The organism is Edaphobacter sp. FHG110511_03 (assembly GCF_059115365.1).
On sequence record NZ_JBZYWL010000001.1, the window covers coordinates 378,545 to 403,394 of the forward strand.

Sequence of the window (24,850 nt, forward strand, 5' to 3'; positions counted from 1 at the left end):
AGCGAACTAGAAGCACAACTCCATAAAAACGTTGGCGCGGACATACGGGGACTGCTTGGGCGGCAGGTGCTGGAAGCCGAGCGATTCGTAGAGATGGATCGCATTGGCGAGCTTGCTGTTGGTCTCGAGGTAGAGCGATTTCGCGCCGATCGCGCGTCCCTGCTCGATGGTGTACGCCAGAACCCGGCGGCCGATTCCCCTTCCCTGCCAGGATTCTGCGACGGCCATCTTGGCGACTTCGTAGACACCCTCGGAGATTGGGACCAGGGCGCAGCAGCCAATCGGTCTTCCATTTGCGACGGCGAAGAAGATGTGGCCACCCTTTGCAAGGACGCACCCCTCGGGATCCCCAAGGATCGTGTTATCGCTCTCCTCGAGCCCAAAAAACTTCGTGATCCAGGCCTCATTGAGAAGACGAAAGGCTTCGGAGTCCCCGGTTTTGAAAGGTCGCAATTGAATGGAGGCTGCGGACATCGAATCTTCATTCGAGGGTATATCGGCAAGAGACAAGGTCGAAGACATGACGAGCTCCTTTTTCTGATTTCAGGTTAAGAGTCGTGATGTGATACGTCCAATATATTGTTCGTTCGAATTATGATGTTTTAGATATGGATGACCGTGACCTGGAATTGCGCCATCTGCGCTATTTCGTAGCCGTGGCGGAGGAGCTTCACTTCGGCCGGGCTGCAGAGAGGCTGCATCTGGCCCAGCCACCTCTTTCGCAACAGATCCGCAGACTCGAAGAGATTCTGGGCTATCCGCTGTTCCTGCGCACCTCGCGAGCGGTTCGGCTGACGGCCGCGGGCGAGGTGTTTCTGGATCGCGCGCGGCGGACGCTACGCAACGTTCGCGAGGATATGGAGGAGGCTCGCAGCATCGGCCGTGGCGATGAGGGTTTTTTGAACGTGGGATTCATTGGCTCGGGCATGCTGACTCCACTGCCTGCCATGCTGGGACGCTACCGCGAGCTTTATCCGCGAGTGCAATTGCAGCTGTCGGAGTCGTACACGTCAGGGATCGCGCAGTCGCTGAATCGCAGCGCGCTGGATGCCGGTTTCCTGCGGGATGGTGGGCCTACGGAAGGCCTGCATGTCGAGACCCTGTTCTCCGAGCCCTTCGTCGCCGTCTTGCCGAATACGCACCGGCTAGCGGGACAGGAGATGATCTCCGCCGCAGATTTGCGTGAAGAGCCGTTTGTCTTCTTCGCGCCGATGGCGGGCGCCCTGGCTTATGAGAAGCCAATCTCTCTGTGCGAGGAACATGGATTTCGTCCACGCGTGGTGCAGGAGGCTCCACAGTGGCTGACGATTCTTCGCCTGATTGGTGCCGGGCTTGGTGTCTCCATCGGCCCGGCCTGCGTGCAGCAGATCGCGGGAGAGAATGTATCGTGCCCCGCGCTGCGAGGGGCGTGCGTGATGAGCGATATCGAGCTGGCCTTCCGCGCGAGCGAAGACCGCGCCGTCGTGAGCGCATTTGCCACAGTGGCGCGGGAGAGCTTTCGCAACTCCACCGGTAAAGACACTGAGACCGGGGGAGCGGCTAGCCGAGGAAAAGCTTCTCGACGTCGAGCCAGTCGTTGACGCGACGGTACCCTTTGACTGCGATGTTGTGAGGCGAGGTGAAGAGAATGCCTTCCCCTTTGAAACGTCGCAGCTGGCGCGGGTTGTCGTCGATAAGGTAGTCGGCGTTGAGGATTCCCTTATCGCCGCAGTAGACAATGTGCGAGGGAGCAATAAAGGGAAAGTGCCGCTCGAGCCAACGGAACTTCTGGTGGAAGGAGGTGGGAACCTCCATGGCGGCGGTCGCGATGAAGACATCGAAGTTCTGCTGGAGGAGGCGCATGACACGCTGCGATTCCGGCATCACGGCGAGGCCCTCGAAGAAATCTTCAGAGCGCAGATAGCCTTCGAGGGCATTATGGCGGTCGATGGAGATGACATCCCAAAGCGCCTTGCCCTGCAGGTCGTCGAGGGTCAGGTTCTCGTTGTGGTCACGGTTATAGCGAAGCAGATGCTCCGCTAGTGAATCCGCCATGACTTCATCCATATCGACACAGATTCGTTTCACAGCGCTCTCACGATGGAAGCAGCGATGCTCTCGTTCTGTGCGGGCTTTTTCTGCGGGGCGTCGCGGGCCGGATCCCAATAGAGCAGCCGTCCACAACTCTCACAGGTAAACATGTCTTCGTTGCCGCGATCGCGCAGGTCGTTCCAGCGCTGCGGCCGCACCATTATCTGGCAGGCGGAGCATTTATGGTCAACACCCTCAGCCAGTGCGGTACCGCGCGATTTGGCGACGCGGTCATAGACGGAGAGAGAGTTTTCCCCAATCTGGGGACGCAACTCGATGCGCTTTGCGTTGATACCGGCGAGCAGGGCTCGGTCGCGTTCGAGGGCTTCGGCGGCGCGAGCACTCTCGGCAGCGTGCGCCAGGGCAAGGTTGCCGACAGTCTCTTCCGCGGTGAGCTTTGCAGCTTCGAGCTGCTCGGTGCGCTCCATGCTTTCGAGTTCTGCATCCTCGAGACGGGTCACCTCGTTCTCGGCGAACGAGATCTCGTGCTCAAGCGCCGAGGCCTGCGCGGTGGTGGTGACGACATCCATCTGCTTACGGAGACGTGCGGCCTTTTGCTGATGATCCTTTACATCGAGCTCCTGGCGACGGCGGAGAGCTTCTTCCTTCGCGAGACCGTCCACGGTAGAGGCCAGCTGTCGTTTTGCCGCTTCGTGATCCGCCGCGAGGCTGGCGACTTTCTTTGGCAGCGAGGCCATCTCTTCGGTCAGGCGACGGGCTTCCAGATCGAAGCCCTGCAGCACAATCATCTTTTCGAGGTCCGGGTGCATCGAGGCCTTCTTCCCTTTTTTCGCCGGTCGCAGTGAACAGAAATTACGAAGGCCGGAAAAATCGCAGTCTAGCACGGCCGGCGGACCTGAACCAATTCAGGCACGTGCAAAGATCTGCGCGTTGAGATGGCTCGAGCATTGGAGGATAATGAGAACGTTACGAGCCGCTACTCGCCGTGTGCACGTTCCGGAGAAGAGAGCGGCTCTTGTACCACTTGCCCGATGGGCACTCTTCCTGCACACACATCCCTTCAGGACTGGTCTGTATATGCAACTGTGGAATGACTACGAAGGCCGAACGATTGCTGAAGCCTACCCGTTGAAAAAGCTGATCCGTCCAGAGGGTCGAAGCGCCTTCTTCCTGACTACCAACGGTACGGGTACGCCAGCGATGGTCCGTCTGATCGAAGCGCACTTCGATGAGCCGGAGATTCTGGCGCGGTGGCGGATGGTGTCGGAGATCCAGCAGGAGAACCTGGTGGCCATGCGGAAGTATGGCGAGGCCATGCTGGACGGCACTCCGCTGGTGTATGCCGTCATGGAGCCGACAGAGATGAGCCTGGCGGACCTGCTGCAGAATCGCACCCTTACCGTCGAAGAGGCCAAACAACTGGCAGCCAGCCTGCTCGCCGCCCTTACCGCGCTGCACGCGCGCGGACTGGTGCACCAGCAGATTGAGCCTATCAATATTCTTGCAGCGGGCGAGATCATTAAACTTCGCAGCGACTGCGTAAAAGAGGCCAATGCCGATCCCGACGGCGGTGAGGCGGCCGCGGTCCAACGAAAGGCCAAGGACGCGCACGATCTGGCAGCCGTATTGCTGCAGGCAATGACCGGAAGGCGCGCGCTGCAGGGCTCGGCCACGCTGTTGCCCTCCCCGTTCGATGGCATCATTCGCAATGGGTTGAGCGGAAAGTGGGGACTCAGCGAGATGAGTGCCGCGCTTGGGCCGGTTTCGCCCGCTCAGGTCGCGGCGGCGACGGCACCACGCCCCGCTGCTGCCCAAACCGCAGGGAAGGAGCCGGAGAAGGAGAAGCCAGCCGCTGACGCAGGAACCCTGCCGATCGGGCTAAAAACAGAATCCCCGGTAACCCTCCCGAAGACGGGGTCCCGGGCAACACTGTTCGATGGGATCGAAGAGGCGAAGTCGACCGTTGCGGCGAAACCGGGAGATACAAAGCCCTCGACTGTGGGAACAGCAGAGCGGCGGGCGATCCCCACGATTCCTGCCCAGACACCGGATGTGAGGCACCGCATCGTGAGGCCGGTGGAGCGAGATCCACGCCGGACAAAGCTCTGGGCAGCCGCAGCAGTGGCGATCCTGCTGCTGGTGTTCTTCGGCTGGCGGCTCACACGAAGCGGAGCGACTGCAGGAGCCAGCGAGGATGCGCGGACTCCAACGGCACAGCCGGCTGACACTACTTCTCCTGCCCTGAAGGCGAAGCCAACGGCAGGGTTCCCGGCGTCGACATCAGGGAAGGTGGCTACTCCGAAAGTAGCGACGCCTTCCATTCCTTCGTCCGGGGCAGCACCCTCGTCCGGACGCACGCAATGGCATGTGGTGGCGTATACCTACAACCGCGAAGCCCAGGCGCAACAGAAGGTCGAAGACCTGAAAAAGCAACATTCGTCGCTGAACCCTGAGGTCTTTTCCCCCAATGGCCGTGCACCTTATCTAGTAACGGTGGGAGGGGCGATGACCCGCGAAGAGGCGAACGCCTTTAAACAAAAGGCTCGCGGCGCAGGATTACCCCGCGACCTTTACGCTCAGAACTACGACCGCTAAAGCAGGGTACCCCTTCCCTGTTTTTGCGCAAAATATTCTAAACATATAACTTAGCTTTGGACCTTCAGCACTAGACCGCAAAAGAAACGCCCCGGGATCACTCCCTGGGCGTTCTTGTTCTGTCCTGAATTTATTATAACGAGTCGAGCGTAGCGAATCGGCAACGTAGATCCTTTTTGGTTTTAGCGATTTAGGCGGTTACGAGACTTGACTCTTCTCTGGTATTAGCCCGGTCTGCACCACCTTCGGGGCAACGGTAAAAAGCCGAGCAAAAACTGAATCTCTCGACTTCGGGCAGGAATCGAAACCACAACGCATGGCCTCGACTACATTAGACTTACCCGGTTCCCAGCTTCCTGAGAAGACTCAGGAGACGACGGCTGCTCCGCATGTTGCGTGGCGACCGAGCATAAATCCGTGGATCGTCGCCATGACCGTAACCCTGGCGACCTTCATGGAGGTGCTTGACTCTTCCATCGCCAACGTCGCCCTGCCGCATATCGCGGGCGGCCTGGGTGCCTCGCAGGACGAGGCGACGTGGGTTCTGACTTCCTATCTGGTTGCGAACGCGGTGATCCTGCCGGCGGGCGCCTACATGACGACCTTCATCGGGCGCAAAAAGTTCTACATGATCTGCGTGCTGCTCTTCGGCGTCAGCTCGGCCCTGTGCGGCCTGGCCCCTTCGCTGCCGTTGCTGGTCTTCTTCCGCATTCTGCAGGGAATCGGCGGAGGTGGGCTGGCTCCTTCGGAACAGGCGATTCTCGCCGATACCTTCCCTCCTGAAAAACGAGGGCAGGCTTTCGCGATGTACGGTCTTGCCGTGGTGGTGGCCCCGGCGATCGGGCCGACACTGGGCGGATGGATCACCGACAACTATGACTGGCGCTGGATCTTCTTCCTGAATGTGCCGATCTGTATCCTCTCGCTGTTCCTGACCTCGCGCATTGTTGAGGATCCGCCGTGGGTTCACGACCAGGTGAAAGAGTCGCAGAAGGGCGGGATCAAGCTCGACTTTCTGGGCTTCGCGTTGCTGGGCATCACCTTCGGCTCGCTGGAGTTCATCCTCGACAAGGGCCAGGAGGACGACTGGTTCGGTTCGGCTCTTATTACGTTCTTCTTTATCGCGATGATTGTCGCCTTCGTGTTCATGATCTGGTGGGAGCTGCGGCAGCTGAAGGTGGGGAATCGGCCGATCGTCAATCTCACGCTCTTCAAACGCCCCAACTTTGCCATCGGCTTCATCCTGATGTTCGTGCTGGGCTTCTCGCTCTACGGCACGACGGTGCTGATTCCGCAGTTTGTACAAACGCTGCTGGGCTACACGGCGCAGCTTGCGGGCATGGTGCTGTCACCGGCGGGCCTGATGATGATGGCAATGATGCCAGTGGTGGGCTTCCTGTCGAGCAAGGTGGACCCGCGCAAGCTGATGGGCTATGGCTTCGCCATGCTTACGCTGTCGCTGATCACGATGCACACGATGGACCTCGGGATCAGTTACCCACGCCTGGTCTTCCTGCGCGTGTTCCAGGCCTCGGGGCTGGCGTTCCTGTTCATCCCGATCAACATGATCGCCTACATCGGGGTGAAGCAGTCGGAGAGCAACGACGTCTCCGGCCTGACGAATCTCGCCCGCAACATCGGCGGATCGTGCGGAACGGCCTTTGTGGCGACCATGCTCACGCGACTGACGGCAGCTCACGAGACGCAGATGGTCCGCAACCTGACGCCGGGGAATGGTGCCTTTGTCGATCAGGTGAAGAAGCTGCGCGGCATGTTCGGAGGTCATGGTGACGGCAACCCGTTCCTTGGCGATTCGGCACACACGGCGCAGGCGTACATTTACAACCAGCTGCACCGTCAGGCCGGGATGCTGGCGTACCTCGACATTATTCAATACATGGCGATCTTCTGCGCCTGCATGCTTCCTCTGCTGTTCTTCATCCCGAAGCCACCGAAGAATGCGAGTCCGTCGGCGGGTCACTAGCTCCAATTCCGATCCATTCTCTTTCCGGGAATGGATCGTCCAATTTTTCTTCCCCAAATCTCCGATGGAAACTATGCTGTCAGAGCACTCGTAGAATTCAGTGCTCTCGGAGCTCCATTGAAGCGTCTTTGCTTTGCCTTGTTTGTCTCTGCCTTGCCTGCTTTGAGCTTTTGTCAATCGGCCGCGACGGGCTCGGTCCATTGCGTGGTCGCGCCCGCCGTGACTCCTACGGAGGCTCAACGGGCCTTTCTTGACAGCAACTACGAGAAGGCCGCGACGCTCTACCAGGGGCAGCTTCAGGGGCGTCCTGACGATCCTTCACTTACGAAGGAGTATTCGCTTGTGCTGCTGCGACAGCAGAAGGTGCATGAGGCCGACATCCTAGTTCACAAGGCGCTGGGACAGCACCCTAAGTCGGTGGAACTGCTGACGGCGCTAGGCGAGGTGCAGTACAGAGAAGGAACGCCATGGTTGGCCGTCGCGACGATGAACGACGCCATGACGATCGACCCGTGCTATGCACCGCTTCGTCTGCTGGGCGCAAAGCTGTATCGGTTGAGTTCGTACTATGGAGTGGCGGCGAACGAGGTCAAGACCGCGCACAGGCTGGACCCGCACGATCCGGGGATCCGGCGTGAGTGGTTGAGGACGCTTCCACTCAAGGATCGGATTGCCGAACTGGAATCGTATTTGGCGTCGGGAAGCGGGGAGGATGCGGAGACAAAGAAGAATCTCGGGCTCTACCTGGAGTTTCTGAAGCATCAGCTTACCGATCCGCACCGGTCGTGCCGGATGGTGTCGGAGGTTGATTCGGCCACGGTTCCTTTCGCGCTGATCTTGCATGATGCGACCCGTATCCGGGCGTTCGGGCTTGACGTGAAGCTGAATGGGCACAACTCGCGGCTGCAGCTGGATACGGGCGCGAGCGGACTGATCGTCAGCCGGTCGGTCGCGGAGCATGCAGGGCTGAAGCAGTTCAGCAAGACGGAGATTGCGGGAATCGGAAGCAAGGGGGGCAGGCAGGGGTATACGGCCTACGCGGACGATATACGGATCGGGCCGCTGGAGTTCCGCGACTGCCAGGTGGATGTGATCGACCAGGGGAACGTGGTCGATATGGACGGGCTGATTGGAGCAGATGTCTTCTCGCACTTTCTGGTGACACTGGACTACCCGATGCGGAAGCTACAGCTGGCTCCGCTGCCGAAGCGGCCGGATGAAGTGGCAACGGCGAAACCGGCGCTCGAAACGACAGGCAATGAAGGCAACGAGGAGGCACCGGCGGAGACAAGCGAGAAGAAAGAGCCGGTCTCGAGCGGGCCGCATAACCGCTATGTCGCACCGGAGATGAAGGACTGGACCCCGATCTATCGCATCGGGCATAACCTTCTGATTCCGGCGGCGCTGAACAATACTGCCCAGAAGCTGTTCATTCTGGATACGGGAGCATTTGCAACGACCATCTCCCCAGAGACGGCATGCGAGGTAACAAAGGTACACAACGATAACGACATGACGGTGAAGGGGATCAGCGGGAAGGTGGACAAGGTGTTTGTCGCCGATAAGATTACGTTCCGGTTCGCTCACCTCTCGCAGCAGGTGCAGGATGTGGTGTCGTTTTCGACGGACTCGATGAGCAAGTCGGTGGGGATGGATGTCTCGGGGCTGATTGGGATTACGGCGCTTGGCTACCTCAAGATCGACATTGATTATCGCGATGGCCTGATGAACCTCACCTACGATGCGAATCGAGGCTACAACAGATAGACCCGGTCCTTAGAACCTGATCTTCAGGCAAGATTCGTTCTCTTGAATTCCTCGACTGCGAGGTCGATGTCATCGAAAGGCGCAGTGTCGTCGACAGGCCACTCCATCGCGACACGAACAATACGAGGCCCGGCACATCGCCGGGCTTTCTTCCTGCGCGGTCACTTTGCGGCGGGTGTGGACACGGGCAGGTCGGAGTTCCAGGTGTCGACGATGCACTTCCACTTGCCGTCCGGCTGCTTCTTCCAGATCTCGAGAATCTTGCCGGTATCGTGCACCGGCTGGCCTTTGCCATCGTCCATGGACATCTGGTAGGTGCCATGGAGATAGCCGAGATCGCCGGACTTCGACACCTCGACCTTCGTCGGCTGCCAGCTGAGAGAGAGCCCCGGCAGCGTGAGCAGACCGGCGACGCTGCGCCGGATGGCGGCCTTATCGTTGGCGATGGGTTGGTTGGGCGGCAACACGACGGCGTCATCGGCATAGAAGGCATCCCAGCCGTCGATGTTTTTTGCGGCGCCAGCCTTTACCCAGTCGGCATCGAGCTGGCGGATCGTGGCTTCGTCGGCGGCCTGTGCCTTCGCGATGGCTGCGGCGTCGGGCGCCGCGGGCTGGCAGCCTGCGGCAGCGAACAGCAGCGCCATGCCCAGGAGTAGAGGACCCGTTTTTACTGTCGTAATGCAAACTTTCTGCATAAAAATCCTCCGACCGGTATTTGTTCCAGTCGGAGGACTATATCAACACGAAGATACTTTGCGAACGGTTATTTCACAGGGCCAAGTTCTAGATGATCGACGCCCTTGAGGGTGCCGCCCATCTTGCCCTGCGCGTCGAAGACGATTGCCTCGTTGCGCCCCTCTCGCAGGAAAGGCCCAGGAGCGTACAACGCCTTCTGCGGGCCGACGTTCCAGATGCGTCCCAACGCCAGCCCGTTCAGCCATAACTGGCCTTTGGTGAACGCGGTGGTATCGAGAAATGTGTCTGCGGTACTTGTGAGGTCGAAGCTGCCGCGATAGAAGCAAGGACCTTCGCAGGGCTTCTTCGCAAAAGGCAGTTTGTCGGTGTGGGTCATGGTCAGGGGATAGATCTCCCAGCCGAGCAGTGGCTTGCCTGCCAGCGTGACCTGCTTCGTAATGCCCGCGCGCTCGCCGTTGATGGCCTTGCCGAAGTTCACGCGGCCCGTGTTTTCGACGAGGATATCGAGCTGGGCTCCTGCGGTTGCACGAAGCGTGAGGCGATCCTGCTTCAGGCGACGGTCGATGGTCCCTGCCAGCTTTTTATTGACGTATACCTGCGCGTAGCTGTGCAGAGCGTCCAACACCAGTTCGCCGGTTGCGTCCGCTTTCAGATGCGACCGGTAGAGGATATATCCGTACGCCTGGCCAATCTGTTCCATGCTCTCGACGTTCTCTGATTGAATGGCAAGCGGCAGGTTATCCCATAGCGACGCCGTCTCCGGCAGGGGGACAGCAGGAAGACTGATTGCCGGAGCGACCTTCGGGACGGGTGGAGGCGTGATGCCTGTCGTCTTCCCGATGATGTCGCGCATGGCGAAGTACTTTGGCGTGGGACGTCCGCTCTCGTCGAGTGCCGAGTCGTAGTCGTAGCTGGTCACGTCGGGCTCGTAGCTTCCCTTGCCGTCGCTGTTGGCGCCGTTCATCCAGCCGAAGCTGGTGCCTCCATGAAACATGTAGATGCTGACGGAGTAGCCCTGCTCGAGCATCCATTTGAGATTTGCCAGCTGTGCCTCGGTGTTGGTGTGGGCGTGTTTCCCTCCCCAGTGATCGAACCAGCCAGCCCAGTACTCGCTGTTGAAGAAGGGGCCATTGGGACGGAATTTCTTCAGTGTGGCGAACCCTTCCTTCGCATCGCCATCTTTTTCTCCGCCGAAGTTGATGCCGACAGGAAGGTCGGGCAGCGAGCCATCGGGAACCTGGGCGGGACCATCAGCCGTATAGAGCTGCGATTTCGTGAATCCGGCGTCGACGAGCAGTTTATGGATCTGCTGCATGTAGGCGTGGTCGTTGCCGAAGGAGCCGTACTCGTTCTCAACCTGTGTGAGGATAATCGGTCCACCGTTGCCGATCTGCAGCGGCGCAAGTTCCTTACCAAGGCGGTCGATCCAGCGTGCGACCGGCTGCATGAACTTCGGGTCCGTCGTACGGACGACGATGTCTCGATCCTTCAACAACCATGCAGGATATCCGCCCCACTCCCACTCGGCACAGACGTAGGGGCCGGGACGAAGGATGACGTACAGGCCCTCCTGCTGAGCTTCGCGGATAAACTCCGCGACGTCGTTGTTGCCAGTGAAGTCGTAGACGCCGGACTGCGGCTCGTTGACGTTCCAAAACACATAGGTCGTGATGGTGTTGAGGCCCATCGCCCTGGCCATGCGCAGACGATCGCGCCAGTAGGCACGTGGAATGCGCGGGTAGTGCATCTCGCCGGAGATGACGCGGAAGGCCTTGCCGTCGAGAGTGAACTGTCCATTCGCTACGGCGAAGGAATGGCCTGCAGCAGGTTGAGCCTTGGCTGTTATAGCGAAGCCGACGACAAGGAGAAGGGCGAGAAGTCGCTGACGCAAATCATCTACTCCAAAGAAACGCGGAAAGGCTATGGCGCGAGCCTTCCCTCGATTTCTTATACATTACGCCTCGCATACATCGGGCCGGCTAGAACTTGTAGATCAGGTCCATGGCGAAGAAGAGCTGATTCCGTGCTTTGCCAGCGTTATAGCCCAGATTGTCCCACGAGTGATCGAAGCGAAGCTCGGGGCGCAGCATGACGGTGGTGCCGAAGGTTTTGGTTGCGTAGAAGGTGTTCTCTGTGTACTTGCCGGGGATGCCGGTGCGCTGGCCCTTCTTATCGTTGAGGAATCCGGTGCGCATGCCGATAAACAACTTCGAGCTGATGGTGCGGCTGAGGTAGTTCATCGCGGCGTATGCTGGAGCCATACAGGCGACCTGGCCTGCGGCGCAGAAAGCCCCATTGGCTCCTGTCTCGGTAGGAATGGGAGAGAGAACGTTGTGCGCGACGTTAGGGACATCGCGCTCGTACATCACCCATGCTTCTGTCTCGGTGTTCCATTTCGCATTGAAGCGATGATTCCAAGTCGCGTCGTAGTGCTGCACGTTGTTGTACGCGTACCTTCCATCGTTGATTCCGCTCGCGCACAGGTACAGGTTGTTGTAGTTGGTTGTGGTGGAGTAATCGACACAAGCGATCAGCGAAGCCTTACGGTCCACCGTCCAGGGAGCAACGTCGTGACCGGCCGAGATACCCAACTGCACGATCCATTGCCTCGTCAGTTTGAGCGAAGCCATCGCTCCCGTCTCGGTCGAAGGCGCGGCGGAGTAGACCAGCGAGTGCGTGAGGGCGTAGTTGCTGGGCGCAAGTTGTGTCTCGATCCCCGGCATCGCGAGAAAACGACCGAGGCGGACGACAAGCCCTTCCTTGACCGGGAAGTAGAGATCCAGCGACTCCCAGAGCGGGTCGAATCCATACTGATTGTTGTCGGTCAGGAGCTGCCCGCTCAGGTAACCCTTCGAAGTGGTGTAGCGGTAGTCGGTACCGAAGAGGCCGGAGAGATGAAAGCCCCAGTCGAAGTGCGAGGCCTGCGTCGTATCCGGCTGCCGCTCGAGTGCAAGTACACCCTGATTTAGCACCACGCGATTGGGAACGAAGCCATAGGTGATGGGGTAATTTGTGCTCGAAGAGGTGCTGGCGTTGCCGGAGGCCTGAACCCAACCATAGAGGCGAGTGCGACGGCCTTCCTGCTGCATCGCCGACATGGCCGGGTAGACATTGGCATCGGGCACGCCGATCGTCGGCGAGCCGCCATAGGCCCAGTCGGACGAGGGGAAAGGAGGAGAGTCCATCGGGGCGTCAAGCCCACGGCGCACCGCGGGCGCACTGGGGGAGGGAGCTCCACCCCAATCTGTCAGGTAGAAGCGGCTGATCCGGTGCAGCAGACCAGCGCTCTGCTGAATGCTCTTGGGAGAGCTCGTTGCGTCGGCAGGCAGCGTGGGCAACAGACCGACTCCTGCTACTGCGCCCAGAGTCACCTGTTCCCGGCCGACGTCGCCTCGTTCTATTAAATGGTCCTGCGCCAGAGCGCATGCGCACCCAAACGCAAGAATCAGGCCGAGGCATAGAGCCCCGCCCGTCAAGCGGCTGATCATTGGGATTGTTCTCCGTAGTTCTGCAGCCTCGCACGGCAGTTCCTACGGCGGAACTCGGGTCGGCAGAACGGGAGAAGTCTAGCATTGCGAAAGCTCGATGCAACAGACTAAAAATAAAGAAAAATATTTGTATAGACGTCCAGTCTGTTCCTCTTGCGACATCTCTCTTCGAGGCGATGGGGAGGCCACGCGCATCGCGCCTCCCCAATGTTCAACAGCGTTTAGAACTTGTAGATCAGGTCGGCTCCAAAGAAAAACTGGTTGCGTGCGTTGCCGTTGTCGTAGCCTTTGCGGTCCCACGAATGGTCGAAGCGGATCTCAGGCCGCAACATGACGGTGGTTCCGATATAACGCGTCAGATAGAGCGTGTTCTCTGTGTACTTGCTCGGGATGCCGGTACGCTGTCCCTTGCGGTCGTCGAGGAAGTCGGAGCGGAAGCCGACCATCGTCTTCGCGTTAATCTCGCGGTTCAGGTAGTTGGCCACGGCATAGGCCGGGGCGAAGCAACGGAGCTGCCCTGTCGCGCAGAAAGCCCCATTCGCTCCCTTGCCGGGGCTGATGGGATGATCGACGTTGCCAGCGACGTTCGACACGTCAAGCTGGTAGAGATACCAGGCCTCCGTCGCAGTGTGCCACTTCGCGTTAAAGCGGTGGTACCAAGTAAGGTCGTAGTGCTGCGCGTTGTCGTAGGCATACTTGCCATTGTTGATGCCGTTGGCGCACGCGTAGAGATTGTCATGGTTGCTTGCTGTCGAGTAGTTCAGACATATCGTTGCCGAGGGCTTGGCATCGTCGGTCCAGGGTGCGACATCATGTCCCGCGGTGATGCCCGCCTGCACCATCCACTGCTTCGTCAGCTTCAGGGTTGCGATCGCGCCGGTATCGGTGAACGGATCGGTCAGGTAGAGCAGGGAGTGTGTCACGGCGTAGTTGTTGGGGGCGAGCTGGGCCTCGATGCCGGGGATGGAGATGAAACGCCCGATACGCAGGTTCAGGCCCTCGCGAACAGGGAAGTAGAGATCGAGATACTCGATCGCGGGGTCAAAGCCGTACTTGTTGTTGTGGTCGAGAAGCTGGCTGCTTAGGTATCCCTTGGACGTGGTGAAGCGGTAGTCGGTGCCGAAGAAGGCCGTAAGATGAAAGCCCCAGTCGAAGTGCGTTTTCTGCACCGTATCGGGCAGCCGCTCGAGATACACGACGAGCTGACTGAGCTGGATGGAGTTGGGATAGATGGCATAGGCCAGCGGCAGATTGGTATCCGATGATGTGCTCGCGTTGACAGTGGGTTCGATCCAGCCGTAGAGCTTCGTCCGGCTGTTCTGCTTCTTGAGCGCCGTCATCAGCGGATATACATTGCCGTCGGGAACGCCGATGGTGGGGGAGCCGCCATAGCCCCAGTCAGAAGACGGAAATGGCGGCGAGTCGAGCGGAGCATCGAGCGCACGGCGGGGAGGCGAAGACGATGCAGGCAGTTTGCCTGTCCAGTCGGACTTGTAGAAATTGGCGAGGCGCGTGAAGAAGGTGCGCTGAGGCTCTGATGATTGAGCCGCAGACTGAGCTTCGACGTCGCCGACACCCGGAAGCCGGTACATTCGCCCGAGTGGAGTTGCGTCGCCGCTGTCGGCCCGTGCGACAGAACACAGGCATAGCAGGAACAGGACTCTCGCCAGATGTCGAGCGTTCTGCCACCTGTTCGTCGATTGCATAACGCTCCTATGTTTGCAGGCGGTAAGAGAACTGGATCCTCTTACCGCCTGTGTCTCAAACTATTGGTCCAGACGAGCGCAGCTCTCCAGACATTAGAACTTGTAGATAAGGTCGATACCGAAGAAGAACTGATTCCTCGCCGTGCCACTGTTGTAGCCCGGACGATCCCATGAGTGATCGAAGCGGATCTCAGGCCGTACCAGGATCGTAGACCCGAAGTACTTCGTCGCATATAGCGTGTTCTCCGTGTACTTGCCGGGGATGCCGGTGCGCTGGCCTTTCTTGTCGTTGAGAAGATCCGAGCGGAAGCCGACGAAGAGATGCGGGTTGAACTCGCGGTTTACGTAGTTGACGATCGCATACTCCGGCGCGGTGCAGGTAAGCTCTCCGGGAGCGCAGTAGGCGCCGTTCGCTCCTATCTTGGTGGGGACAGGGTTCGCGACGTTGCCTGCGACGTTGGGGACTTCGCGCTCGTACATGTACCAGGCCTCGGTGGCCATGTGCCACTTCGCGTTGAATTTGTGATACCAAGTGGCATCGTAATGCTGCAGGTTGTTATAGCCGTACTTGCCGTCGTTGATGCCGTTGGCGCAAGCGTAGAAGTTGTCGTGGTTCGTCGTGGTTGAGTAATTGAGGCAGGCGATTGCAGACGGCTTGGCGTCGTCAGACCATGGCGCAACGTCGTGTCCCGCCGAGATGCCGAGCTGTACTATCCATTGCTTCGTCAGCTTCAGGGTCGCGATCGCTCCGGTATCAGTAAAGGGATCGATCGTGTAGAGCAGGGAGTGCGTCATGTTGTAGTTGTTCGGCGCAAGCTGCGCCTCGATGCCGGGCACCGAAAGAAAGCGGCCGAAGCGAATGTTGAGGCCTTCCTTTACGGGGAAGTAGAGGTCGAGATACTCAAGGACGGGATCGAAGCCATAGCGGCGGTTCTTCTGCAGCAGCTGCTGGCTCAGGTAGTCCCTGGCTGTCGTGAAACGATAATCGTTGCCGTAGAACGCCGTCAGGTGATAGCCCCAGTCGAAGTGTTCCTTCTGCACCGTATTGGGAAGTCGCTCGAGGTAGATCACTGCCTGATTCAGTACCACGGAGTTGGGAAATATATCGTAGGAGAGAGGGAAGTTGTTCTTGTCCGATGTGCTCCCATTGACGCTTGCGGCGACCCAGCCATAGATCTTGGTGCGGCTGTTCTGTTTGCCCAGTGCCGTCATGAGGGGATAGACGTTGCCGTCGGGCACGCCGATGGCCGGCGAGCCGCCGTATCCCCAGTCGGAGCTTGGAAACGGAGGCGAATCGAGCGGAGCATCGAGCATCCGGCGCGGCGACGATAAGGACGGAAGTTTTCCCGTCCAGTCGGCCTTGTAGTAGCCGCCAAGCCGCTGAAAGAAGTTTCCCGAGGCCGGCACGCTATTCGTCGAGCTGCTCTGTGCTGCGTCTTGGGATTCGGTTACTCCTGGAACTTTGTAAAGCACACCTGCGTCACTATCGGTCGAAGCAGTCTGTATATCTGAGGAAGAAGAAGAATCGCTTTGCGCAAGCGCAACTGCTGCGCCTGATGCAAGAAAAAAGCCCAGGCACATACTTCGCACCGAGCTGGATCTATTACTTGTTTTCATACCTCTCCTGCCGGCAGCCTGTTCTCGATGAATCGGTCTTGGAGATCTCATCGCCCACCACTAGGACGGCATAACCAAGCATATGCAGCGCGACATAAAAAAGCCGTAGGAAGTCAGTTAAAGAATTGTAAGACAGTTAAAGACAAAGAGCCGCGACAATCATCCGCGGCTCTTTGTCACAGTGCTAAAGGTTTACACCGGCAAGGGGTTACGCTCGGTGAACTGCACCTGGTGCCAGTACGGATAAGCACGCTGCACCTCACTGGCGGCATCGAGCTTTGCAATGTGCTCTGGCGTAAGCTTCCAGCCGACCGCTGCGAGGTTCTGCTTAAGCTGCTCTTCGTTACGCGCCCCGATGATCAGCGTGGAGACGGTCGGACGCTGCAGCAGCCAGTTCAGCGCGATCTGCGGGATGGTCTTGCCTGTCTCCTTGGCTACTTCATCCAAGGCATCGACGACCTTGTAGACATACTCATCGTCAGGACGGGGTCCGTTGTCCAGCACGACCTTCGTCTGCAAGCGACTGTCCTTTGGCAGCGGGTGGCCGCGGCGAATCTTGCCAGTCAACCTGCCCCAGCCGAGTGGCGACCATACCAGCGCACCTACGCCCTGGTCGAGCGCCAGCGGCATCAGTTCCCACTCGTAATCGCGGCCAACGAGCGAGTAATACACCTGGTGACCGACATAGCGCGCCCACCCGTAGCGTTCGCTTACGCTTAACGATTTCATCAGGTGCCAGCCGGAAAAATTCGAGCAGGCGATATACCGCACCTTGCCGTCGCGTATGAATTGATCGAGAGTGTTCAGAGTCTCTTCCACCGGGGTCGCAGCATCGAAGGCATGCATGTGGTACACGTCGACATAATCCGTACCAAGCCGCTTCAGGCTTCCTTCGAGTTGCTGGATCATGTGGTAGCGGCTGGATCCGACGTTGTTGGCTCCTTCGCCAAAACGGAACGTGGTCTTCGTCGAGATCAACACATCCTCGCGCTTGTAGGCCTTCAGCGACTTGCCCAGCACCTCTTCGCTCGAACCGTTCGAGTAGACATCTGCGGTATCGAAGAAGTTCAGCCCCGCATCCATACAGATGCCGACGATGCGGTCCGCCTCCTGCTGTGTCGTCTCCGACCACGCTTTGAAGAACTCGTTGTTTGCGCCAAACGTTCCCGCACCGAAGCAAAGCTCCGGCACCTTCAATCCCGATCGTCCAAGCTGTCTATATTCCATAAGGCTATGGATGCTCCTCGACTCTATTTTGTTTCGAGGATAACTCTACGAGGAAAAAATTCCATGAACAGGAGCATACGGTGGCCTTATGGACGAAATGAAGGCGATCAAAGAACACTTAAAAAGTGAAGGGGAAAGCGGCAACAGCTTTCCCCTTGCCACACACGATCACCCCTACGGCCCGGGTCTGCATGTGGTCTTCAGTGCGTATACGCGAGATCAGAGCCTGCTTGCGCTATCATCGCGTCCACTGTACGTCCAAGCTCTTTGGCGGCATCGTAGTCTGCGAAGCCCCTTCGCAGCCGTTGTGCTGCTTCAAGATAGTTTTCATTCGCTAAGATCTCGCGTACCGCATCGCGAATCTTCTCTGGGTTCGCATACCGGGCTTTCAGGTTTATGCCCGCGCCTGTCCAGGCGATTCTCGCCGCGACCGTATTTTTGTCTTCCGTCTCGCCCGCGACCACAATCGGAACTCCTGCGTTGAACGCCTGATTGACCGCGCCGTATCCACCGTTGGTGACCAGCACATCCACCTTAGGAAGAAGGTTGCTGAAAGGAATGAAGGAGGCAACCCTTGCATTGGCAGGCACGGTGAGCTGCACCGTATTGTCGTGCCCGACCGCTACGATGACCAGAACATCTTCATCGGCAAGACCAGACAACGCCGGTTGAACGACTTCGTTGAGATCGCGGTTGGCCAGCGTTCCTTGCGTAACCAGCACAACCGGCCTGGAGCTATCCAATTCGGGCCACCATGCAGGCTCCTCGAAATGAGCGGGCTGATTGGGTGGCATGGGACCGATAAAACGGAATGTACTCGGCATTTTGAGGCGGGGGATCTCAAAGGCCGCTGCCGTGAACTGAAGAAAGACATCAGGCAAGGTATACATGGAATCCAGAAACGTTCTGGTCAAGGGCGGCAAGCCGTAGAGCGCCAGGATCGTATCGGCCAACCCCGTGAGAGAGTTGAACAGGCTGTGGATTTTGCGGTCCTCCTTGAAGACCTCCTGCGCACCTTTTTCGATATCGGCCGACGTAATGTCATAGGCGAAATCGCTATCACTCAACCACAGTGGGTTTAGTCCGCAGCCAAGAACCGGAGGGCGCTTTTCTCTTGGTCCTAACAGGAGGGGATAGGCCCCGAAGAACATCGTGTCAACGATCACAACATCGATCGGCAAATCTTGCAGAATTCGTTGGATACTCTGATGTTGATCGGGAATCGTCTCAAAGAATCCTTGCTTCACCCCCAGGGCTTTTTGCTCATCAACGGTCAGGTTCTCGTCTACATCGCGGTAGAGAGAGTCGTAGTCAGCCTTGCCTGTCAGAGGAATGAAGCGAAGCCCCTTGGACTCAATCTGCCGACGAAAGGTCTCGGCAGTATGAAACGTGACGTCGTGGCCAATTTCTTTGAGAGATTGAGCGACTGCCAACATCGGCCCGACATGTCCCGTGTTCGGTACAGCACAAACAAGGATCTGACTCAATTGAACCTCCTGATACGGCATTTACCGTGGAGAGCAGCTTCGAACGCAGGTCCTTTTCGCATCTTGCATGCTCGTCAGATAAACACCTAGGTCGCCGTGTTTATTCCGTTTTCATCCGGGGTATGCAGAGGGAGTCGTTCTGGTTCTAGTCTTCGCTCGCGGTCTCAGCTTCGACGGGTTTATCGACCTGCGACTGGTAGACCTCTTCGACACGATCGACGGTATCGATCTCGCTGACCGGCTTGTCATCGCGGATGCGCACGATGCGCGGAAAGCGCAGTGCGAATCCGCTGGCATGCCGGTCGCTGCGCATGATGTTGTTGAAGGCGACCTCGAGAATCCGCAGCGGCTCGACCGTGCGGAAGAAGCCACGGTCTTCAAGTGTGTGCTCCATCATCCAGGCACTGAGCTCCGAGATCTCCGCATCGGTCAGGCCGGAGTAAGCCTTGCCTACATTGAGCAGCTCGCCGGTTTTCTCATAGACGGGGCCGCGCACCGCGAAGGTGTAGTCGCTGAGGATGCCCGCACGCTTGCCGTGACCGAACTCCGCGCCGGTTACGACGACATCAAGCGTCGCCAGCTCGCGCTTGAGCTTCAGCCAGGCGAGGCCACGCCGTCCGGGTTGATAGATTGACTCTGCCGCCTTCAACATCACGCCTTCGTTGGCGCGTGCGCGAGCCTCCGCATAAGCGCGCTCGATGTCCTCGACAGACTCGACCAGCCGCGATGGAGCCAGCATTAACCGTTCCACGGCTTCGCCATCCGGTTCGGCGAACATGATGCCCTGCGGCAACCTAGTGCGCTCATCGACTGCGAGCGGGGAGCGGGCGGTCTCGACGAGGCGCTCCACCACGGCCTCCAACCGATTCCGCCTCTCGCGCAGGGGAAGGTCGAGAAGAAGCTCTCCATCGGCGAAGATAAGGTCGAAGGCCATGAAGATCACGGGAACCTGCTCGCGCCAGGCGTTCGAGACGCGCTTGCGGCCGATGCGCTGGCCGAGGACTGCGAAGGGTAATGCGTGGCCTTCCTTGAGATCCCAGCCCAGAATTTCGCCATCGAAGATGAGCGGCCCCGTACCGGCTTCGCTTGCTTTGGCGAAGGCCTCCTCCAACTCCGGGTAGCTCTCGGTGACATCTTCTTTATTCCGCGAATAGATGGCGACGCGATCCGGCTCGCTGGGATCTCCGCAGTGAAGCTGCGCGCGCATGCCGTCGTATTTGTCTTCGAGGAAGGCTGCGAGGATTCGCTGATCGGACGGAAGCTGAAGCGCTGGCGGTTCTACATTCTCGGCAGGAGCGGTCTCTGTTGCATCGTTCCCTTGACCGCTTTCCGTCTTCTTCTTTCGCGTCTTTTTCGCGCCGGACGGTACTGCAGGCTTTTCTTCAAATCGTTCAACGGCCTCTTCTGGCGAGTCGACGGGAGAGGCGAGCATGAAACCGAGGGGATGAAAAAGGCGCATATGCGCTTCCTTCAGGATTCCCGAAAAGGCTCGCTGCACCGCGAAGGCGAGGTCGGCTTCAAGCATGACAGCGTGGCGGACCTCCGCAACGGCAGTGGACGAAGCTGCGGCGATGGCCTCCTCCACCAGGCTTTGCTTTACCCCGATGCGCATATCCCCGATCATCAGCTTCAATAGATACTTTGCTTCGAGTGGGGTCGCTCTCTGCAACAGATTTTGTACCAGCCCGGCGCGAACTGCTGTCGTTCTCGCAACGGCCATGGCCGCAAATGCCTCGGCAACTTCGTTCAGGGTCAAAGTGCTGGCTGTGGGATTTTTTCCGAGGAGATCAAAGCCTGCGGCCCCCAGGTCGCCGTGACGGCGATACGCGGCCGTCAACTCGACCTGCGTCGCCCCACTCACCTCAAGCAGGGCCTTTGAAAGCAGCGCTCCCCCTGCGTTCAGCTTTCGCGGGTCCGCCTCTGCAAACGGGGTTCCCGCAATATATAGTGCGAATCTTCCTGCATCCTCGCCGCTGGGGTCAGCCTCATGCACCGTGCGGATCGCCTCCGCGATCGCTGCTCGTTTTTTGAGCCGGCTGGATTCCCGTGCCAGCGTCTCCGCCAGATTCGCTACGTCCTGAAACAAAGCCATTTCGTAGAGACCTCATATTTACATTTGAATGGATGCCTAAACTGTCCCAACCCATCTAAAATTCAAATCAGGCATCCGTGGGCCATAGACGGCAAATAATTGCCAGGAGCGAGCGAGTGGGAAAACGATACGCCAATATCCTTGAGACTGTAGGCCATACGCCTGTTGTAAAGATCAACCGGCTGGCACCGAAGGACGTCAACCTCTTCGTCAAAATAGAAGCTTTCAACCCACTGGGTTCAGTCAAAGACCGTCTTGCACTTGGCGTGATCGAAGATGCCGAGCGCACCGGCACGCTCAAGCCCGGCCAGACCGTGGTCGAGGCGACCAGCGGCAATACGGGCATCGGCCTCGCCATGGTCTGCGCGCAGAAGGGATATCCGCTGGTCCTGGTGATGGCGGAGACCTTTTCGGTTGAGCGTCGCAAGCTGATGCGTTTTCTCGGAGCCAAGGTCATTCTGACTCCGGCAGCAAGCCGGGGGATCGGCATGGCAGCCAAGGCGAAAGAACTCGCCGACGCACATGGCTGGTTCCTCACCCGTCAGTTCACCAATGAGGCAAATGCCGACTTTCACTCGAAGACCACGGCGGTTGAGATCCTCGACGACTTCGAGGGCCAGAAGCTTGACTACTGGGTCACCGGCTTCGGCACCGGCGGAACCCTCAAAGGCGTTGCCCGTGTTCTCGCCAAAGAGAGCCCTGAAACGAAGATTGTCGTCTGCGAGCCCTCAGATGCGCCGATGGTTTCAAGCGGCATTCCTCAGCCGCGCAATCCGGACGGCGACCCTTCGGCGAGCCATCCTTCGTGGAAGCCGCACCCGCAGCAGGGCTGGAGCCCCGACTTTATCGCCAAGCTCGCCGAAGATGCCGTGAACAGCTACAAGATCGACGAGGTGCTGGGCATAGAAAACGCCGAAGCTATGAAGTGGAGCAAGGAGCTAGCCCGCCAGGAGGGCATCTTCGTCGGCATCACCTCGGGCGCCACCTTTGCCGGTGCGCTTCGCGTTGCGGAAAAGGCTCCCAAGGGATCGACGATCCTTTGCATGCTCCCCGATACGGGCGAGCGGTATCTGAGCACGCCACTCTTCGCGGAGGTCGGCATCGATATGAATGAGGAAGAGATCGCGATCTCAAAGTCGACGCCAAGCGCCTGGCTGGGGGCGTAGGCCAGGGACGATGAAGCTGATCTTCCTGCATGGACCGGCGGCTGCCGGAAAGCTCACCGTAGGGAGAGCCCTGCAGGAGCTGACCGGATTCCGCCTGTTCCACAATCACCTTGTGGTGGACACGCTGTTGTCCGTGTTTCCGTTTGGGACACCGTCTTTCGTGCAGCTGCGCGAACAGACGTGGCTCTCTGTCTTTGAGGCCGCAGCGAAGGATGATATCTCCACAATCTTCACCTTCGCTCCTGAATCTACCGTCAATCCTGGCTTTATTGAGGCTGCTGTCGCCGCCGTGCAGGCAGCAGGTGGCGAGATCTGCTTCGTGGAGCTGACCTGCCCGATCGATGTGCTCGAGCAGCGCATGGAGAATGCGTCGCGGGCCGAGTTTCTCAAGCTCAATTCAGTCGCTGTCTTCCGTACGCTTCGCCGGAAGGGAGCCGACCGTTTCCCGGCGCTGCCTTCCTCCGGGCTCTCGATCGACACCAGTACGGTGGAACCTAAAGAGGCGGCACGCAGAATATGCGAATACTTTCAGGTTTCTGTGCTTCTGGCGTCGCCGTCGATTGAGCATTATCCAAAGATCTGACCCTTGGCCGTGGAAGAGGCGTATGTCGGGGGCTGAAGCTCCTTTTTCGCTCGAGTCTGGACGGCACGGCTCAAGCCGTGCCATTAATAAAACTGGCTACTGATAGATAGGCAACTGATAGCAAAACGGTTGCGGATAACAAAATAAATGGCAGGGGGAAGCTAATCGGGCGTTCAACCCTCCTCCCGCATCCGCGACTACAGGAGTAACATCTAAAGAGAGATGCGACTTGCAGCCCGAATCACGGTGATCTTCCCCGGCGTGACGCCCAGCCGTCACGACTTCGCCTAGCTGCGCCCACTCTCGCACCCCTCCTCTTATCCTCTTTCTTTTCTTCAGGAGTCACCATGTTCGACCGCCTCGACCAAATGCAAGCGCGTTATGAAGAGCTCGGCAACCAGCTTGCCGATCCGACGCTCGTCACCGACCAGAAGAAGTTCTCCGCCACCGCCAAGGCTCATCGCGACCTGGAGCCGGTCGTTGAAAAGTTCCGGGAATACCAGAGTATGAAGCAGGGCGTTGCCGATGCGAAGACCATGCTCACCGAGGACGACGCCGAGATCAAGGAGATGGCCCAAGCCGAGCTGCTCACCCTTGAACCCCGTCTCGCCGAGCTCGAGGAAGAGCTGAAGGTCATGCTGCTTCCCAAAGATCCCAACGACGACAAGAACATCATCATCGAGCTTCGCGCCGGAACGGGCGGCGATGAGGCTGCTATCTTCGTCTCCGAGATGTTCCGCACCTACCTGCGTTTCGCCGAACAGCACAAGTGGAAGGTGCAGGTGCTCTCCAGCTCCGAGACCGGAATCGGCGGCGGCATGAAGGAAGTCACGGCCATCTTCGAGGGCGACAAGGTGTACTCGCAGATGAAGTATGAGTCTGGCGTGCACCGCGTACAGCGAGTTCCAGCCACCGAGACCCAGGGACGGGTTCACACGTCTGCGATCACGGTCGCTGTGCTGCCCGAGGCCGAAGAGGTCGACATCAAGATTGAAACAAAGGATCTGCGCGTGGATACCTTCTGCTCCTCCGGTCCCGGCGGACAGTCGGTCAACACAACCTACTCAGCTATACGCATCACGCACCTCCCGACCAACACCGTCGTCAGCTGTCAGGACGAGAAGTCGCAGATCAAGAATCGCGAGAAGGCCATGCGGGTTCTTCGCGCGCGTCTGTACGAGGTGGAAGAGGAGCGCATCCACCAGCTGCAGGCCAAGGACCGCAAGCAGCAGGTCGGCTCCGGTGACCGCTCGGAGAAGATTCGCACCTACAACTTCCCGCAGAACCGCCTGACCGATCATCGCATCGGCCTCACCAACCACCAATTGAATATGGTGATGGAAGGGATGCTGCAACCGACCATAGACGCTTTGATCGCGCACGATATTGCCGAGAAGATGAAGGCGGAGACCGCGGTAGCCTGACGCACTTGCAATTCCGTGGGCTGTCGGCGAAAATCCTCGGCACGCGCTCCCACAGCTCTAAGGGAGCCAGGGGGCTTGGTGAGGTGTCTTCGCACCACGAGCATCTGCATCGTGTTTCTCGCCGGTTTGATCCTGATCGCGCGATCTTTCGCGCAACAATCCACGAATTCGGATGCGGCATCGACAGAGATCTCTCTGAATGACCTCCTGATTCACATGCAGAGCAATCTGGCGGACTATCTCGCCAATGTTCCCAGCTTCTTCTGCGATGAGCATGTCGACTCCGATTTGCAACAGCGCGGAGCTCCCTCGATGAAGACCGTCACTGAATCTGTCTTCCGCCTGCGACGCTCCACGAACCCCTCAGGACAGCAACAGTTCACCGAAAGCCGGGAGATCAAGACTGTAAATAAACGGCCTGCCAAGGGAGAAGACATTCATGGGCCTGCCATCTTCAGCGGGGCATTTACCAATGCAGTGAGCATCGTGTCGCTCGAGATGCTTCACTGCTATGACTACAGCGTCCTGCCGTCCGCACGTGTGGGCCGCGTCTCTGCCCTTGTCGTCGGCTTCGCCCTCCAGGAATCGGCTCTCTCGGACAAATCCTGCCCCAGTAGCGAGAGGGAGACTGGCCGCGCCTATATCGACCCGCGTGACTTTCATCTGCTCCGCGTCGAGACGCGAATCCCGAACCACGAGGCCAACGGAATCCTCACTCTCTGGACCTGGGAGATCGATTACGCTCCCGTCTCCTTCGACGCGAAACAATTCTGGCTACCGAAGACCATATCGACGAAGGCCGAGGCCAATGACAACCGAGCGGTATGGTCGTTTACGGCCAATTACCGCAACTATCACAAGCTCACCGTAACCTCGCACATTATTACCGACGTGGGCGAGAACCCCACACCGCCGCAGTAACACGTGTCTTGGATTCTTTGAGAGGCGTGGCTCCGTGAATGCGGAGAGCGTTCGTGGGCCTCGGCG

Annotated in this window: 19 protein-coding genes; 8 read left to right on the forward strand and 11 right to left on the reverse strand. The window is 58.6% G+C overall.

All coding sequences use genetic code 11. The features are described 5' to 3' along the window. Window positions 1–6: 6 nt before the first annotated feature. Window positions 7–522: a GNAT family N-acetyltransferase gene (locus AC5S26_RS01405; RefSeq protein WP_494183056.1), complete on the reverse strand. Its 516-nt coding sequence runs from the start codon at window positions 520–522 to the stop codon at window positions 7–9. Between the two features lie 86 nt (window positions 523–608). Between AC5S26_RS01405 and AC5S26_RS01410 the strand changes: the two genes are divergently transcribed. Beyond that, window positions 609–1,580, forward strand: coding sequence for a LysR substrate-binding domain-containing protein (locus AC5S26_RS01410; RefSeq protein WP_494183057.1), 972 nt, complete (start codon window positions 609–611; stop codon window positions 1,578–1,580). On the opposite strand, the gene AC5S26_RS01415 is transcribed toward AC5S26_RS01410, so the two are convergent. Beyond that, window positions 1,540–2,067, reverse strand: coding sequence for a 5' nucleotidase, NT5C type (locus tag AC5S26_RS01415; protein ID WP_494183058.1), 528 nt, complete (start codon window positions 2,065–2,067; stop codon window positions 1,540–1,542). The two genes, AC5S26_RS01410 and AC5S26_RS01415, sit on opposite strands and share 41 nt — an antisense overlap. Beyond that, a complete protein-coding gene (locus AC5S26_RS01420) occupies window positions 2,064–2,840 on the reverse strand; it encodes a zinc ribbon domain-containing protein (RefSeq protein ID WP_494183059.1) in 777 nt (258 codons plus the stop codon). The genes AC5S26_RS01415 and AC5S26_RS01420 overlap by 4 nt, the downstream gene beginning before the upstream one ends. A 148-nt stretch (window positions 2,841–2,988) precedes the next feature. Between AC5S26_RS01420 and AC5S26_RS01425 the strand changes: the two genes are divergently transcribed. From AC5S26_RS01425 to AC5S26_RS01435, 3 genes are all read left to right on the forward strand, one after another. Next, complete coding sequence (locus AC5S26_RS01425) at window positions 2,989–4,626, forward strand: SPOR domain-containing protein (protein WP_494183060.1); 1,638 nt, start codon at window positions 2,989–2,991, stop codon at window positions 4,624–4,626. A 430-nt stretch (window positions 4,627–5,056) separates the two neighbouring features. Then, the gene (locus tag AC5S26_RS01430; RefSeq protein WP_494183061.1) at window positions 5,057–6,610 is read left to right on the forward strand and encodes a DHA2 family efflux MFS transporter permease subunit; all 1,554 of its coding nucleotides are present in this window, start codon (window positions 5,057–5,059) and stop codon (window positions 6,608–6,610) included. A 117-nt stretch (window positions 6,611–6,727) separates the two neighbouring features. Further along, complete coding sequence (locus AC5S26_RS01435) at window positions 6,728–8,377, forward strand: aspartyl protease family protein (RefSeq protein WP_494183062.1); 1,650 nt, start codon at window positions 6,728–6,730, stop codon at window positions 8,375–8,377. A 161-nt stretch (window positions 8,378–8,538) separates the two neighbouring features. Here the strand turns inward: AC5S26_RS01435 and AC5S26_RS01440 are convergent, their stop codons facing one another. From AC5S26_RS01440 to AC5S26_RS01475, 8 genes are all read right to left on the reverse strand, one after another. Further along, entirely contained in the window at window positions 8,539–9,072 is a 534-nt protein-coding gene (locus AC5S26_RS01440) for a YybH family protein (protein ID WP_494183063.1), read from the reverse strand. Between the two features lie 68 nt (window positions 9,073–9,140). Then, a complete protein-coding gene (locus tag AC5S26_RS01445; protein ID WP_494183064.1) occupies window positions 9,141–10,964 on the reverse strand; it encodes a glycoside hydrolase family 35 protein in 1,824 nt (607 codons plus the stop codon). 88 nt (window positions 10,965–11,052) lie between these two features. Continuing rightward, window positions 11,053–12,561 (reverse strand): outer membrane beta-barrel protein, encoded by a 1,509-nt coding sequence (locus AC5S26_RS01450; RefSeq protein ID WP_494183065.1) that lies wholly within the window; start codon window positions 12,559–12,561, stop codon window positions 11,053–11,055. A gap of 221 nt (window positions 12,562–12,782) precedes the next feature. Then, on the reverse strand, window positions 12,783–14,267 hold the full coding sequence (locus tag AC5S26_RS01455) for an outer membrane beta-barrel protein (protein WP_494183066.1): 1,485 nt from the start codon (window positions 14,265–14,267) through the stop codon (window positions 12,783–12,785). A gap of 93 nt (window positions 14,268–14,360) precedes the next feature. Next, window positions 14,361–15,884: an outer membrane beta-barrel protein gene (locus AC5S26_RS01460; protein ID WP_494183067.1), complete on the reverse strand. Its 1,524-nt coding sequence runs from the start codon at window positions 15,882–15,884 to the stop codon at window positions 14,361–14,363. Between the two features lie 192 nt (window positions 15,885–16,076). Next, window positions 16,077–17,111: an aldo/keto reductase gene (locus AC5S26_RS01465; RefSeq protein ID WP_494183068.1), complete on the reverse strand. Its 1,035-nt coding sequence runs from the start codon at window positions 17,109–17,111 to the stop codon at window positions 16,077–16,079. Window positions 17,112–17,311: 200 nt separating this feature from the next. Beyond that, window positions 17,312–18,598, reverse strand: coding sequence for a glycosyltransferase (locus AC5S26_RS01470; protein WP_494183069.1), 1,287 nt, complete (start codon window positions 18,596–18,598; stop codon window positions 17,312–17,314). A 145-nt stretch (window positions 18,599–18,743) separates the two neighbouring features. Then, on the reverse strand, window positions 18,744–20,690 hold the full coding sequence (locus AC5S26_RS01475) for an ATP-dependent DNA ligase (RefSeq protein WP_494183070.1): 1,947 nt from the start codon (window positions 20,688–20,690) through the stop codon (window positions 18,744–18,746). 116 nt (window positions 20,691–20,806) lie between these two features. Here AC5S26_RS01475 and cysK point away from each other — a divergent pair, with 116 nt between their 5' ends. The 4 genes from cysK (at window position 20,807) to AC5S26_RS01495 (ending at window position 24,784) form a co-directional block, all read left to right on the forward strand. Then, a complete protein-coding gene (gene cysK, locus AC5S26_RS01480) occupies window positions 20,807–21,856 on the forward strand; it encodes a cysteine synthase A (protein WP_494183071.1) in 1,050 nt (349 codons plus the stop codon). Window positions 21,857–21,866: 10 nt separating this feature from the next. Then, window positions 21,867–22,439 (forward strand): hypothetical protein, encoded by a 573-nt coding sequence (locus AC5S26_RS01485; RefSeq protein WP_494183072.1) that lies wholly within the window; start codon window positions 21,867–21,869, stop codon window positions 22,437–22,439. 347 nt (window positions 22,440–22,786) lie between these two features. Beyond that, window positions 22,787–23,863: a peptide chain release factor 1 gene (gene prfA / locus AC5S26_RS01490; protein WP_494183073.1), complete on the forward strand. Its 1,077-nt coding sequence runs from the start codon at window positions 22,787–22,789 to the stop codon at window positions 23,861–23,863. Between the two features lie 75 nt (window positions 23,864–23,938). Further along, window positions 23,939–24,784, forward strand: a complete 846-nt coding sequence (locus AC5S26_RS01495) for a hypothetical protein (protein ID WP_494183074.1) — start codon at window positions 23,939–23,941, stop codon at window positions 24,782–24,784. The last annotated feature ends 66 nt before the right edge of the window (window positions 24,785–24,850 follow it).

Bases quoted from the DNA above. Each gene is read 5' to 3' on its own strand.
- AC5S26_RS01405 (WP_494183056.1), bottom strand. From the start codon at position 522: ATGTCTTCGACCTTGTCTCTTGCCGATATACCCTCGAATGAAGATTCG.
- AC5S26_RS01410 (WP_494183057.1), top strand. From the start codon at position 609: ATGGATGACCGTGACCTGGAATTGCGCCATCTGCGCTATTTCGTAGCC.
- AC5S26_RS01420 (WP_494183059.1), bottom strand. From the start codon at position 2,840: ATGCACCCGGACCTCGAAAAGATGATTGTGCTGCAGGGCTTCGATCTG.
- AC5S26_RS01425 (WP_494183060.1), top strand. From the start codon at position 2,989: ATGAGAACGTTACGAGCCGCTACTCGCCGTGTGCACGTTCCGGAGAAG.
- AC5S26_RS01430 (WP_494183061.1), top strand. From the start codon at position 5,057: ATGACCGTAACCCTGGCGACCTTCATGGAGGTGCTTGACTCTTCCATC.
- AC5S26_RS01440 (WP_494183063.1), bottom strand. From the start codon at position 9,072: ATGCAGAAAGTTTGCATTACGACAGTAAAAACGGGTCCTCTACTCCTG.
- AC5S26_RS01450 (WP_494183065.1), bottom strand. From the start codon at position 12,561: ATGATCAGCCGCTTGACGGGCGGGGCTCTATGCCTCGGCCTGATTCTT.
- AC5S26_RS01455 (WP_494183066.1), bottom strand. From the start codon at position 14,267: ATGCAATCGACGAACAGGTGGCAGAACGCTCGACATCTGGCGAGAGTC.
- AC5S26_RS01460 (WP_494183067.1), bottom strand. From the start codon at position 15,884: ATGAAAACAAGTAATAGATCCAGCTCGGTGCGAAGTATGTGCCTGGGC.
- AC5S26_RS01465 (WP_494183068.1), bottom strand. From the start codon at position 17,111: ATGGAATATAGACAGCTTGGACGATCGGGATTGAAGGTGCCGGAGCTT.
- AC5S26_RS01475 (WP_494183070.1), bottom strand. From the start codon at position 20,690: ATGGCTTTGTTTCAGGACGTAGCGAATCTGGCGGAGACGCTGGCACGG.
- AC5S26_RS01485 (WP_494183072.1), top strand. From the start codon at position 21,867: ATGAAGCTGATCTTCCTGCATGGACCGGCGGCTGCCGGAAAGCTCACC.
- prfA (WP_494183073.1), top strand. From the start codon at position 22,787: ATGTTCGACCGCCTCGACCAAATGCAAGCGCGTTATGAAGAGCTCGGC.